This is a genomic window from Bradyrhizobium murdochi (assembly GCF_000472965.1).
Lineage (GTDB): Bacteria > Pseudomonadota > Alphaproteobacteria > Rhizobiales > Xanthobacteraceae > Bradyrhizobium > Bradyrhizobium murdochi.
In genome coordinates, this window is sequence record NZ_AXAU01000012.1 from 155,695 (window position 1) to 168,872 (window position 13,178).

Genomic DNA, 13,178 nt, shown 5'->3' on the forward strand with positions numbered 1-13,178 from the left:
CATCGCATTACGGCTCTACATGAAAAGCGGCGGTCGCAGCGAGCAACCGTTGGCTGCCGTTGAGATTTGCCAAGTTGAAGCCTAACCCGGTCACGAACAACGGCCATTTATAGAAGGCGCGAACGACGATGGTATTGGGAGAGCCCGATGGCGGCAGAGAATATGAGAAAGGTCCGGTCAGGCTTCCAGCGACGATCGGATCGGTAATCGTGATCGCGGTGCCCGGGGTAAAGACCTTCACATCCACGGTAAGGTTGGCCAGATTGCTGCTGCAGTTGAACAACACCTTGATGCGATCGCAGAGGTTCGTTTTGAACGCAGTTTCGTCCATGCCGCTGTCCTGGGCCTGATGCGTCATCATCAGCCGCGCGCTATCCGCCGTTCCCTGTTCCAGAAGCTGGCCTGCAAAAAACACAATCGCCGCCTCGATAATCGCAAACAGCAGGACGAAGAACAACGGCGCGATCAGCGCGAACTCGACGGCGGCGGCGCCCCGCCGGTTGCGGCGAAATCGACGCAATAGACTTCTAACAGAGACTGTTGCAGGAGCAGGTGACGACATCGAAAAATCCCCAGACGGCAGCGATTATCCGCCCGCAAGAGCTACCTGAAAGTGATTGTGGAAGTGTTTCGTCGAATCGAAGCGGGGCGGCCCGCCCCGCTAACCGGGCGTTAACTAACCTCGGAGCATGCGGGCCGATATCGAATCGCAGACAGCGTAATGTGCTGGACGCGCCGACAAGCTTCCTCTGACCCGTCTAGCGAAGGGACCGCTTAGTTAGGGCTTAGTTTCCCGCTTTACCTGCAGCGCCGCTGGCTTGACCGCTGAGCGAACCGGCCTGGTCGATGGCGGTCTTGAAGTAGCCGTCGCCGTCACCGAGGGTGACCCGGCGCTGGCAGATCGGCATGCAGCTATAGGATTCGCGTTCGATGCCGCGGTAGACGGTGACGAGCTGATCGGTCGGGCCTTCGACCTGGATCTGGCGGTCCACCAGCACCTCGCCGTTGCGGTCCATGGCGATGAAGTTGGTCGCGCCGTAGCCCTTGCCGGTGACGACGACGATGCCGCCGCTCTGCAGCGTGACGTCCGCAATCAAGGGGTTTCCGACCACAATGGTGGAGACCTTGGCGGGAAGCTTCACGAGCTTCGCCTGGTCGACATAGACGGCGATTCGGTCGGGATCGGGCGAGGCCAGGCCGACGGCCGGCCACAGCAGCATTCCTGCTGCGAGAGAACGCAATCCAAAACGCGCGCGTGCGCGAATACGCGGGAACTTGAACGACATACTTTACCCCGGGGCATCAACAAGCCGGCGATGGCGATACGCAGCGGAACCGGCGCCCGACAAGGTGAATCTGACGACAATTCATGAACAAACGGCAAATAGACCCGGCTGTGCGGCAAGAAATCCGCCGCCGGCCTATTTGCGGAATGGGTAAGCCAGTTGCCCAATGATTTCGCGCGGGAACGAGGACTGATCGTCTACGCCGTACTGCTCCGGCAGCGCGCCCTTCGGCATTCGGAAGGTCCCGAACAGGATGTCCCAGAGCGGAAAAGTGCCGGCAAAATTGGTGTCGCCGCCCTCCTCGCGCGAGGTGTGATGCCAGCGGTGAAACACCGGCGTCGCCACGACATATCTGAACGGCCCCAGCGTCCAGTTGAGGTTGGCGTGCACGAACGCCGAATGGAAGATGTTGAACGGCCCGAGCCACAGCATCACGCCCGGCGAAATGCCGGCTATCAGCAGCGCGACGTCGACCCCGATAGTGCCTAACACGAGATTAACCGGGTGAAAGCGTGCCGCCGAGATCCAGTCCACATCTTCCGACGAATGATGAATGGCGTGGTATTTCCAGAAGCCGCCGCCGTGGAACATGCGGTGCAGCCAGTACATCATGAAGTCGGCAGCGACCAGAAACAGCATCGCCTGCAGCCACAACGGCATCCTGGACAATGGGCCGTGGCCGTTGTCGTAGAAGGCGATCAGCTCGTCGGCGTCGTGAATTCCAAACAGCAAAGCGGTGCCGAGCACCAATAGACCGATGCGGAATACGCGCGCGAACAGCGGGACCAGGAACCAGTAGCAGATGTCGGTGACGAGTTCGCGCTTGCGCCACCACGGCTTGCCGGGATTGCAGGCCCAGAAATGCGAAAGCAGCGAGAACACGAGCGCCAGCGCGATCGTGACCGGCACCACCTTGGCCAAGGTCTGGCCTAGCATCTCGACGATTTCCGTGGGCAGGCCCGGCATATCCGTCTCTTCCGGTCGGGCAACCCGGAGCGGCAATTGCTCCAACCGGTGGGCCCTGTGTTTGCGGACTCGCTACCAGAATTCGGGTGCACCCGCCAGTTTGACCGCTGACATCCAGCGGCGCCGTCGAAATCCTGCTGGAATATCCAAAGGCTTAAGATTTCGGCAATTCACTCCGGCCTACTGCTTGAGAGTCTGAGCTCCAGCAAAGGCAAGAGAATCCGCATGGCCACTTTGGCACAAGCTGCGATGAACCCGCCCGGGGAAGGCGCCGTCCCTGACGCGCTGTTCAGAGCGTGCTTTGTGCTATGCGGCATCAATGCCGGCTATTTCGCGGTAGCGTACTTCCTGGGCTTCTGGATCTACGATCTGAATGGCCGCCTCGAGCCGACCGATTTCGTGAACGTCTGGGCCGCGGGCCGCCTCGCCCTCGATGGTCATCCGGCACTGGCCTATGACTGGGATATCCAGAGGCAAGTCGAGGTAGCGGTACTTGGCCAGGACTTCTCCGGCAATTTCGCGTGGCATTATCCACCGCCGTTCCTGTTCGTTGCGACCTTTCTGGCTCAGTTTCCCTATCCGATGGCCTTCCTTGGCTGGATGGCAATCAGCCTGGTGCCATATCTCGCGGTGATGCGGGCGGTGGTTGGCCGTAGTTTCGGCCTGATGCTCGCGGTCGCGCTTCCGATGCTGTTCGTCAACATGATGGTCGGACAGAACGGCTTTCTGACCGCCGCGCTGATCGGTGGCACACTCTACCTGCTACCGACGAGACCGGTTCTGGCGGGCGTGTGTCTCGGGCTGCTCAGCTACAAGCCCCAATACGGGTTGTTGTTTCCGATCGTGCTGATCGCCGCCGGACACTGGCGCGTGTTCATTAGCGCCGGCGTCACGGCTGTCCTGTTGGCTTTCGCGTCCTGGCTCGCGTTCGGCACCGAAAGCTGGCAGGCGTTCTTTCACTGGCTGCCGCTGTCCTCGCAAGCCTTCCTGACCGAAGGCAGGGCCGCGTGGTGGAAGCTGCAGAGCCTTCTCGCGCAGGTGCGCTATTTGGGCGGCTCCGACCAATTGGCGTGGGCGTTTCAATGGGTCTTGACCGCTTCGGTTGCCACTGTGCTGGCACTGATGTGGCGGAGCCGCGTGCCCTACACGATGAAGGCCGCGGCGCTTGCGGCCGGCACCTTGTTGAGCACGCCGTATCTGTACATGTACGACATGATGGTGCTGGCGATTCCGATAGCGTTCCTGGTCCGTATCGGACTGAAGTCCGGATTTCGCGCTTACGAGCTTCCCGCTCTCGGCTCTGCGATGGCCCTGATCCTGACCTTCATCTTCGCAGGCATCCCGGTCGGGCTCGGCGCTACGCTGATCGTCGCCGGCCTGATCTTGCGCCGCGCAGGCCCATGGTGGCGGCGGGAGCCGTTGCCCTCAACGGCGATGGTTCCGAGCAGCAGCATCACGGGGTGAAAAGCGCCGCCTGCGCGAAATCGCCGTTGATCCGGTAACTGCCGCGATCAATCAATTCGCGGCGCGAACATGCAGCACTGCGTTCTTGTCCGCGTAGACTTTCTGCCAGCCGTCGAGATAATCGAGCAGGCTCGCCGCCGGGGTGGCGGGCGTCAGCAGCACGGCGTCGATCTCGTAGTCCTTGAGAAGGCTGAGAAGCTGGTTGACGTCCTTGAGCTGGAGCGCGCGGTAATACGCCATTTCGAACGCCTCGCCGTAGAGTTCGGCACGGCCGTCGATGAACACCGGCATCTGCCGCCAGATCAGATAGCCACCGAAGGGAAGGTCGTTGAGGACACGCTTGGGATCGCGCACCTTGAGAGCATCGACGGCGGCAGCCGGCGAGTGGTTTTCGGGCGGCGCAAATGGGGTGTTGGCCGCGACCAGCCATGTCCAGCCGCCAAGGAGGATCATCACCGCGGCCAGCACAGGCATCGGGGCGCCGGTGCGGGCAGACCAAGCCGGCCGCAACGCGAACTGCGACGCCACCGGTGCGAGCACCACGATCGGAAGCAACAACGCGAAGATCTCGACGTTCCGAACGTGCGAGAGCGCCATGTGCAAAAGACCCAACACGAGCGCGATCCGCGGCGGCGACAGCTTTACGCCGCCGTAAAGCGCGCCCGCGATCAACGCCAGGATCGACATCTCGAACGGGCCGAACTTGCTGAAGTTGGCCGGCATCCATTCGTAGATGAGATGCAGCAGCTCCCCGAGATCGAGAATCTTGCGCGCCGCAAGGATAGATCCCCATCCGTAGGGCGTGACGCAACACGCCGCCAAAGCGGCGACGCCGAATGCTGCCCAGCGCAGCGTCAGCGACCTTTGCTGCGCGCGATCGGCGTTCCACAGCGCATCGAGCGCGAAGGCGCCGACCAGCACCAGGCCGAACACGAATCCGCCGTGCAGGTTCGCCCACAATGCGATCAGCAGCAAAAGCCATGGCGATGGCGCCTGTCCACGCTCGCTCGCCGACATCAGCCCGTACGCCCATGCCAGCATGATCGGCAGCACCAACACGTGCGGGCGCGCCAGAAAATGCCCCATCGAGAGTACCAGCGCCGCGATCGCGACCGCGACCGCATAGGTCGCGGGAATGCGGCGGCCGAGGATGTGGGCGAACAACGCAAAGGTTACGGCGATGGAGGTCGCGGCGAGAACCACGGGTCCGGTCCAGCCCGCCAGATTGTAGCTCACCGCATACAGTACCTGCGACAGCCAGGACGATGATGTCCACGGCTCTCCGGTCTTGGTGAAAGAATAGATATCGACGCGTGGCAAAGCGTGGTGGTCGAGGATCCACTGGCCCACGGCGATCTGCCAGTAGGTATCGGAATCGTTCAGAAGCCATCTACCGATCAGTACCAGCGCGTAGACGGCGATGCCGAGCCAGAACCATGCCGGGACATCGCCAAGCCTGAAGGCTTTGGCGCGTTGGATCGTCCCGACTTCAGTGCTCATGCGAAATTTCCAGCCGGGCTACTGACGGAATGGATAGGCCAATTGGCCGCCGATCTCGGTCGGGATCTGCTGATCGTCGACGCCGTAATTGTCGGGCAGCCGGTTCTTCGGCATGCGGAACGTTCCGAACAGGATGTCCCAGAGCGGAAAGGTGCCCGCGAAATTGGTATTGCCGCCCTCCTCAAGCGAGGTGTGATGCCAGCGATGGAAGACCGGCGTGGCAAGCACGTATTTGAACGGCCCCAATGTCCAGTTCAGGTTGGCGTGAACGAAGGCGGAGTGGAAGGTCGTGAACGGCCCGACCCAGAGCATGATGTTGGGAGAAATGCCCGCCATCAGCAGGATGACGTCGACCAGGATCGTTCCGATGAACAGGTTGACGGGGTGAAACCGCGCCGCCGAGATCCACTCGAGATCCTCGGAGGAATGATGGATGGCATGATACTTCCAGAACCCGCCGCCGTGAAACATGCGGTGCAGCCAGTACAGCATGAAGTCGGATGCAACGAGGAACAACAGCGCCTGCACCCAGAGCGGAAGCTGCGACAGCGGTCCATGGCCATTGTCGTAGAATGCGATCAGGTCGTCGGCCTCGTGAATGTTGAAGACGACGCCGGCGCCAAGCACCAATAGTCCGATGCGCAAGATGCGCGCGAACACCGGCACGAGAAACCAGTAGCAGATGTCGGTGATGAGCTCGCGCTTGCGCCACCAAGGTTTGCCCGGATTGCAGGCCCAGAAATGCGAGAGTGCCGTGAACACGAGGGCAAGCGCGATCGTGACAGGAACGACCTTCGCTATCGTCTGGCCCACTACCTCGATGACTTCCATTGGCAAACTGGACATGACGACCTCGTTCAATCAGACACTGCAAGGGGTATCCGCTCGCGCTTAAGGAGCCGTGAATCAAAGGAGTCGGCCGGCACGGCGCGACCGCGTGTAGACGTGCATGACGTCGCGCTTGCATTTTATCGGATGCCTTAATGCGGTGTTTACTGTGCTCAAGAACTGCAAGCTCCAAGCATTTTTGCACGATCGAATTAACTGCGCCGAAATTGTCGCACCCTAGGGTGACGCCATGGTCACGGTGCTGAGAACGCCGGCGAGACCAAACTTAAGTTCGACCAGCCACGTGTGTACACACAGGAGTTATCATGAAAAATCTCGTTTCGCGTTTCGTGAAGGACGAGTCCGGCGCGACCGCCATTGAATACGGCCTGATTGCCGCCGGCATCTCGATCGCGATCATCGGCGTCGTCAACGGTCTCGGCACCACGCTGTCGAGCAAGTTCAATGCGATCTCGACCTCGCTGAAGTAAGCGACGGTTGCGAGCCAGTTTTCAAGGGCCCCGGCATGCCGGGGCCTTTGTTGTTTTCGCAAGATCCGCGCGTCGGACTCAGAAAGCGCCTCGGATGCGCACGACCTACGATTTCCGGCGTTTCCCGATTGTTCACTTCTCGTGGCTAGGCTCGGCCGGAGCCTGGACATCGGGTCAATCGCCAGCAAGCGTGAGTTCATGATCCTCGATACCGCCCGCCTCCTGCTGTTTCCAGCCCTGATGGCGTTCGCAGCCGCGAGCGACCTTTTCACCATGACGATTTCGAACCGAGTGTCGCTGGCCTTGATCGCGGGCTTTGTCGCGCTTGCGGTGTTCGGCGGCATGGGCCTTCACGACATCCTCCTGCATTTCGGCGCCGGCGCCGCCGTTCTCGTCGTGGCCTTCGCCTGCTTTGCGATGGGCTGGGTCGGCGGCGGCGACGCCAAGGTCGCGGCCAGCGCGGCGCTCTGGTTCGGTTTCGACCATCTCCTCAATTATCTGGTCTATGCCTCGCTGCTCGGCGGCGCGCTGACGGTCCTGCTGATTCAGTTTCGGCAATGGCCGCTGCCTTCCCTGCTCACGGGACAAGCCTGGCTAAACCGGCTGCACGACAAGCAGAGCGGAATCCCCTATGGCATCGCGCTCGCGCTCGGCGCGCTGATCGTCTATCCGGAGACCGAATGGATCAAGGCGGTCGACCTCACTCACCTCGCCATGCGCTGATCCGGCGTCGCTAACTTTCCGTTAAGGCAATTTACACACGCCTCATTAACCATGCTTTGACGAATAGCTGGTCAACTCCCATCACGGCGACGGAAGCGTCGCGGCGTAATGTGGAAAGTGAAGCGTATGAATAAGCCACGCATTGTGGTCCTGGCCATCGCGATCGGCGCCGGCGGCATTGCCGCATATCTCGCCAGCGGGTCCGGCAACGAGCCTGCCCCGGCTCAGCCGGTCGCGCAGCTTCAGACCGTCGATATTCTCGTCGCAAAATCGGACATCGACCTCGGCAAGTCGGTCAAGCCCGACGATCTGCAATGGCAGACCTGGCCGGCCACGTCCGCCAGCAGCAACTTCATCAGCCGTGCCAGCAAGGCCGACGCCGTCAAGGAGATCACCGGCTCGATCGCGCGCGCGCCGTTCATCGCGGGCGAGCCGATTCGCGAGCAGAAGCTGGTGAAGGCCGACGGCTCCGGTTTCATGGCGGCGATCCTGCCCGCAGGCTACCGAGCCATTTCCACCGAAATTTCGCCGGAAACCGGCGCCGGCGGCTTCATCCTGCCGAACGACCGCGTCGACGTGATTCTTACCAAGCGCGAGAAGAATCCGGACGGCAAGGGCCCGGACGTCTCCAGTTCGGAGATCATTCTCAGCAATGTTCGCGTTCTCGCGATCGACCAGGCGCCGAAGGAAAAGGAAGGCGCCAGTGCGCTGGTCGGCAGGACGGTCACCCTCGAACTCAAGCCCGAGCAGGCCGAGACGCTGGCGCGGTCGCGCCAGAACGGCTCGCTGACGCTGGCGCTGCGCAGCATCGCCGACGTCAACGCGGTCGAAAAGCCGGACGAACAACTCAACAAGCGCGGCGAGAACCTCAACGTCATCCGTTACGGCGTTGCGAGCCAGCAGACGGTGCAGAAGTGACCAAAAGGACGCACGATATGAAGTGCAGGGAAATTCAGCCGATGATGCGAACGTTCATCGTCCGCGCCCTGTCGTTTTCGGCCGTGGCTGCTCTCACGCTCAATCCGGCGCTGACGCCGGTGGTGGCGAGCGACTATCGCGTCGCGCCGGTGTCCACCGATGGGCAGATGAACGCGCGCTTCGTTTCTCTCGGGATCGGCAAATCCTTCGTGATCGACCTGCCGCGCGAGATCAAGGACGTGCTGGTTGCCGATCCGAAGGTCGCCAACGCCGTGGTGCGTTCGACCCAGCGCGCCTATATCATCGGCGCGGCGGTCGGCCAGACCAATATCGTTTTCTTCGATTCCACCGGTGCGCAGATCGCGGCCTATGACATCGCGGTCAAGCGCGACCTCAACGGCGTACGCGCGGCGCTGAAGCAGTCGCTGCCGAATTCGGACATCCAGATCGAAGGCGTCGGTGACGGCGTGGTGCTGAGCGGCAGCGCGGCGAGCCCGGTCGAGGCGCAGCAGGCCGCCGACATCGCCGCCCGCCTGGTGGGCGGCACCGAAAAGGTCGTCAATTCGATTGCAGTTCGCGGCCGTGACCAGGTGATGTTGAAGGTCACGCTCGCCGAAGTCCAGCGCTCGGTCATCAAGCAACTCGGCATTGATCTCAGCGCCAGCATGACCTACGGGACATCAGTTGTTAACTTCAACAACAGCAACCCGTTCACCGCAAATAGTGCGCCGCTCGTCGCCGACAACGCCCTTACCGGGAGATTCGGCACGATGCCATCCGTGACGGCGACGCTGCGCGCGATGGAAAGCGCCGGCGTGGTGCGGACCCTTGCCGAGCCCAACCTCACAGCCATTTCCGGCGAATCCGCAACGTTTATCTCCGGCGGCGAATTTCCAATTCCGACCGGCGTGACCTGCCAAACCACAGTGGGTGGTGGCATCGGGCAATGCGTCCAGACAGTTAGCTTCAAGAAGTTCGGCATCTCGCTCAACTTTACACCAGTCGTGCTGACGGAGGGGCGGATCAGCCTTCGGGTGATGACCGAAGTGTCGGAAGTCTCGACCGAAAACGCTTTAAAGGGCGGTGCCGGTGGAACGACGATCCCCTCGATCAAGACCCGCCGCGCCGAGACGACGCTGGAAATTCCCTCCGGCGGCGCGATGGCGATGGCCGGCCTGATCCAGGACCAGACCAAGCAGGCGATCAACGGTCTTCCGGGTTTGGCGCAACTGCCGGTTCTCGGCACGCTGTTCCGCAGCCGCGACTTCGTCAACAACCAGAGCGAACTGATGGTTCTGGTCACGCCCTATGTGGTGCGCGCGGTGGCGCAGAAGGACCTGTCGCGCCCCGATGACGGCTTTGCCAGCGCATCGGATCCGCAGGCCGACCTGCTCGGCAGCATCAATCGCATCTACGGCGTTCCCGGCCGCGTCGAGAAGGCGCGGAATTATCGCGGCACCTACGGCTTTATTACGGACTGAGGCGGGACAATGACAGCACAGAGCACAAAACCCGCCGATCACAATCGCGCGCTTCGCCTGACCGCAGCGCTGATCGGCCTTTCCGTGGCGCTCGGCGCCTGCAAGCATACCGTCGTCGATCCCGTGACGACGGCCGGCGTGCCCGATGATTACCGCCAGCGCCATCCGATCGCGGTCCAGGAAGCCGACCGCTCGATCGTCGTTTTCGTCGGTCGCGGACGCGGCGGCTTGTCCGCCTCTCAGCGCGCCGATGTCATGGGTCTGGCCCAGGACTGGCTTCGCGAAGGCACCGGCGTCATCAGCGTCGACGTACCCGTCAATACGCCGAACGCGCGGGCGGCCGAGGACTCGTTGCGCGAGATCCGGGCGAGCTTTGCCGCTGCCGGCGTGCCGCCGCGCGCAATCAATGTCCGTCAGTATCACCCGGAAGATCCCAGGCATATGGCCGCGATCCGCCTCAACTATCCGAAGATCTCGGCGGTGGCCGGGCCGTGCGGGCTGTGGCCGGAGGATCTCGGACCGTCGATCAACAACAAGAGCTATTTCGACAACAAACAGTATTACAATTTCGGCTGCTCCAACCAGCGCAACCTAGCGGCGATGGTCGATAACCCATCCGACCTCGCGCAGCCGCGTCCCGAAACCCCAGCCTTTGCGCCGCGCCGTGGCGTCGCCTTCGACAAGTATCGCAAGGGTACGACCACCGCGACCACCTATCCCGAGGCCGAAAGGGCCAAACTCAGCGATACCGGCAAATGATCACTTACTCGCGCCAGAATACAGAACCGCAGCCGGAAATCACGGCGCCGTCGACCGAGGACCACATCGCACCGGCGCCGCGGGTGTCGGTGCAGGCGTTCTGCGAGACGGTGGAAACCGCGGCCGCCGTGCAGTCGGCGGGCGAAGACCGCCGCCTCGGCAAGGCTCATCTCAAGATCCAGATGGGCGGCATGGCCGCGGCCATCGAGGCCTATCGCTCGGCCCCGACCCCGAACGTCATCATCCTGGAGACCGAGGGCCGCAACGACATTCTCGCTGGCCTCGACCAGCTCGCCGCCGTCTGCGACGCCGGAACACGCGTGATCGTGATCGGGCGCATCAACGACGTCATGCTCTATCGCGAACTGGTCCGCCGCGGCGTCAGCGATTACGTCATCGCGCCGGTCAGCGCCATCGACGTCGTCCGCTCGGTCTGCAACCTGTTCTCCTCGCCGGAAGCCAAGGCCGTCGGCCGCATCATCGCCGTCGTCGGCGCCAAGGGCGGTGTCGGCGCGTCCACCGTCGCCCACAACGTCGCCTGGGCGATCGCGCGCGATCTGGCGCTGGATTCCGTGGTCGCCGACCTCGACCTCGCTTTCGGCACCGCAGGCCTCGACTACAATCAGGACCCACCGCAGGGTATCGCGGATGCCGTGTTCTCGCCCGACCGGGTCGATACCGCGTTCCTCGACCGCCTGCTGTCGAAATGCACCGACCATCTCAGCCTACTGGCGGCGCCGGCCACGCTCGACCGGGTCTACGATTTCGGCGCGGAAGCCTTCGATTCGATCTTCGATACGCTTCGCACCACGATGCCCTGCATCGTGCTCGACGTTCCCCATCAATGGTCGGGATGGACCAAGCGCGCTTTGATCGCGGCCGACGATATCCTGATCGTCGCCGCGCCCGATCTCGCCAACCTGCGCAACACCAAGAATATCTTCGACCTCCTGAAGGCATCGCGGCCGAACGATCGTGCGCCGCTCTACTGCCTCAATCAGGTCGGTATCCCGAAGCGGCCGGAAATTCCCGCCGCCGAGTTCGCCAAGGCAATCGAGAACCACCCGATCGCCGCGATCCCGTTCGAGCCGCAACTCTTCGGCTCGGCCGCCAATAACGGCCAGATGATTGCGGAGATCTCCGCAACGCATCGCACCACCGAGATGTTCCTGCAGATTGCGCAACGGCTCACCGGCCGCGGCGAGACCAAGAAGCCGAAGAGTTCGTTGCTGTCGCCTTTGATCGAGAAGTTGCGGGCCAAGAAGTAGATAGCCCGCGTGGAGTGCCATCGTGTTCGGTAAGCGTAGCGGAAATGATAGTGATACGCGGGTCCTCAAGCCCGCCATTCAGGCGCCGGAGCCGGTCTCCAGCGCCGTAGCGGTGCCGCGCGAGGTCGCGGCGCCGGCGGTGGCTTCGCCGCCGCTCGCACCCGCAAAGCAGCAGCCCGCGCCCACCATGGAGGCGCGGCGCTCCGACAATTACTACCAGGTCAAGGCGACCATCTTCGGCGCGCTGATCGAGGCGATCGACCTTGCCCAACTCGCCAAGCTCGACGGCGAGTCCGCGCGCGAGGAAATCCGCGACATCGTCAACGAGATCATCGCGATCAAGAACATCGTGATGTCGATCGCCGAGCAGGAAGAACTGCTCGACGACATCTGCAACGACGTGCTCGGCTACGGCCCGCTCGAGCCGCTGTTGTCACGCGACGACATCGCCGACATCATGGTCAACGGCGCCGGTACGGTGTTCATCGAAGTCGCCGGCAAGATCCAGAAGACCGGCATCCGCTTCCGTGACAATCAGCAGCTCCTCAACATCTGCCAGCGCATCGTCAGCCAGGTCGGCCGGCGCGTCGACGAATCCTCGCCGATCTGCGACGCCCGCCTCGCCGACGGCTCCCGCGTCAATGCCATCGTTCCGCCGCTGGCGATCGACGGGCCTGCCCTCACCATTCGTAAGTTCAAGAAGGACAAGCTGACGCTCGAGCAACTGGTCAAGTTCGGCGCGATCTCACCGGAAGGCGCGACGATCCTGCAGATCATCGGCCGTGTCCGCTGCAACGTGCTGATCTCGGGCGGTACCGGCTCCGGCAAGACCACGCTGCTGAACTGCCTGACCCAGTTCATCGAGCATGACGAGCGCGTCATCACCTGCGAAGACGCCGCCGAGCTTCAGTTGCAGCAGCCTCACGTGGTGCGGCTGGAAACCCGTCCGCCCAACATCGAGGGCGAAGGCCAGGTCACCATGCGCGAGCTGGTCCGCAATTGCCTGCGTATGCGTCCCGAACGCATCATCGTCGGCGAAGTCCGCGGACCCGAGGCGTTCGACCTGTTGCAGGCGATGAACACCGGCCACGACGGCTCGATGGGAACGCTGCACGCCAACAACCCGCGCGAAGCCATGTCGCGCTGCGAATCCATGATCACGATGGGCGGCTTCTCGCTGCCCTCGCGCACCATCCGCGAGATGATCTGCGCCTCGATCGACGTCATCGTGCAGGCCGCGCGCCTGCGCGACGGCTCGCGCCGCATCACCCACATCACCGAGGTGATGGGCATGGAAGGCGACACCATCATCACCCAGGACCTGTTCGTCTACGAATTGCTCGGCGAAGACGCCAACGGCAAGATCATCGGGCGGCACCGCTCGACGGGCATCGGCCGTCCGAAGTTCTGGGAACGCGCGCGATATTACAACGAAGAGAAGCGGCTTGCGGCGGCACTCGATGCCGCCGAAGTCGTCGACAAGACGTGAAGAGG

The 13,178-nt window shown here is 62.5% G+C and carries 13 protein-coding genes; 8 read left to right on the plus strand and 5 right to left on the minus strand.

All coding sequences use genetic code 11. From position 1 onward, the window contains the following. Window positions 1-7 precede the first annotated feature (7 nt). The 3 genes from YUO_RS0122650 to YUO_RS0122660 all read right to left on the minus strand — a co-directional run bounded on the left by YUO_RS0122650 (window position 8) and on the right by YUO_RS0122660 (window position 2,252). Window positions 8-562 (minus strand): TadE/TadG family type IV pilus assembly protein, encoded by a 555-nt coding sequence (locus tag YUO_RS0122650; RefSeq protein WP_028349329.1) that lies wholly within the window; start codon window positions 560-562, stop codon window positions 8-10. A 223-nt stretch (window positions 563-785) separates the two neighbouring features. After that, window positions 786-1,220, minus strand: coding sequence for a pilus assembly protein N-terminal domain-containing protein (locus YUO_RS0122655; RefSeq protein ID WP_051379588.1), 435 nt, complete (start codon window positions 1,218-1,220; stop codon window positions 786-788). Window positions 1,221-1,421: 201 nt separating this feature from the next. Beyond that, on the minus strand, window positions 1,422-2,252 hold the full coding sequence (locus tag YUO_RS0122660) for a sterol desaturase family protein (RefSeq protein WP_028349331.1): 831 nt from the start codon (window positions 2,250-2,252) through the stop codon (window positions 1,422-1,424). Between the two features lie 225 nt (window positions 2,253-2,477). Here YUO_RS0122660 and YUO_RS0122665 point away from each other — a divergent pair, with 225 nt between their 5' ends. Beyond that, window positions 2,478-3,716 carry a glycosyltransferase family 87 protein gene (locus tag YUO_RS0122665; RefSeq protein WP_028349332.1) on the plus strand — a complete coding sequence of 413 codons (1,239 nt, stop codon included), beginning with the start codon at window positions 2,478-2,480 and terminating at the stop codon, window positions 3,714-3,716. A gap of 51 nt (window positions 3,717-3,767) precedes the next feature. On the opposite strand, the gene YUO_RS0122670 is transcribed toward YUO_RS0122665, so the two are convergent. Together YUO_RS0122670 and YUO_RS0122675 are read right to left on the minus strand one after the other, a co-directional pair. Further along, window positions 3,768-5,216 carry a hypothetical protein gene (locus YUO_RS0122670; RefSeq protein ID WP_028349333.1) on the minus strand — a complete coding sequence of 483 codons (1,449 nt, stop codon included), beginning with the start codon at window positions 5,214-5,216 and terminating at the stop codon, window positions 3,768-3,770. 18 nt (window positions 5,217-5,234) lie between these two features. Then, complete coding sequence (locus YUO_RS0122675) at window positions 5,235-6,062, minus strand: sterol desaturase family protein (RefSeq protein WP_028349334.1); 828 nt, start codon at window positions 6,060-6,062, stop codon at window positions 5,235-5,237. A 308-nt stretch (window positions 6,063-6,370) separates the two neighbouring features. Between YUO_RS0122675 and YUO_RS0122680 the strand changes: the two genes are divergently transcribed. The 7 genes from YUO_RS0122680 to YUO_RS0122715 all read left to right on the plus strand — a co-directional run bounded on the left by YUO_RS0122680 (window position 6,371) and on the right by YUO_RS0122715 (window position 13,173). Continuing rightward, window positions 6,371-6,535, plus strand: a complete 165-nt coding sequence (locus tag YUO_RS0122680) for a Flp family type IVb pilin (protein WP_028349335.1) — start codon at window positions 6,371-6,373, stop codon at window positions 6,533-6,535. A gap of 198 nt (window positions 6,536-6,733) precedes the next feature. Beyond that, on the plus strand, window positions 6,734-7,258 hold the full coding sequence (locus YUO_RS0122685) for an A24 family peptidase (RefSeq protein WP_028349336.1): 525 nt from the start codon (window positions 6,734-6,736) through the stop codon (window positions 7,256-7,258). Window positions 7,259-7,384: 126 nt separating this feature from the next. Then, the gene (gene cpaB, locus YUO_RS0122690; protein ID WP_028349337.1) at window positions 7,385-8,176 is read left to right on the plus strand and encodes a Flp pilus assembly protein CpaB; all 792 of its coding nucleotides are present in this window, start codon (window positions 7,385-7,387) and stop codon (window positions 8,174-8,176) included. Between the two features lie 17 nt (window positions 8,177-8,193). Continuing rightward, entirely contained in the window at window positions 8,194-9,657 is a 1,464-nt protein-coding gene (locus YUO_RS0122695; protein WP_028349338.1) for a type II and III secretion system protein family protein, read from the plus strand. Between the two features lie 9 nt (window positions 9,658-9,666). After that, a complete protein-coding gene (locus YUO_RS0122700; RefSeq protein WP_028349339.1) occupies window positions 9,667-10,416 on the plus strand; it encodes a CpaD family pilus assembly protein in 750 nt (249 codons plus the stop codon). Further along, entirely contained in the window at window positions 10,413-11,684 is a 1,272-nt protein-coding gene (locus YUO_RS0122705) for a CpaE/TadZ family protein (protein ID WP_028349340.1), read from the plus strand. Before YUO_RS0122700 ends, YUO_RS0122705 begins: the two co-directional genes overlap by 4 nt. Window positions 11,685-11,706: 22 nt before the next feature. Beyond that, on the plus strand, window positions 11,707-13,173 hold the full coding sequence (locus YUO_RS0122715; RefSeq protein WP_083754674.1) for a TadA family conjugal transfer-associated ATPase: 1,467 nt from the start codon (window positions 11,707-11,709) through the stop codon (window positions 13,171-13,173). The last annotated feature ends 5 nt before the right edge of the window (window positions 13,174-13,178 follow it).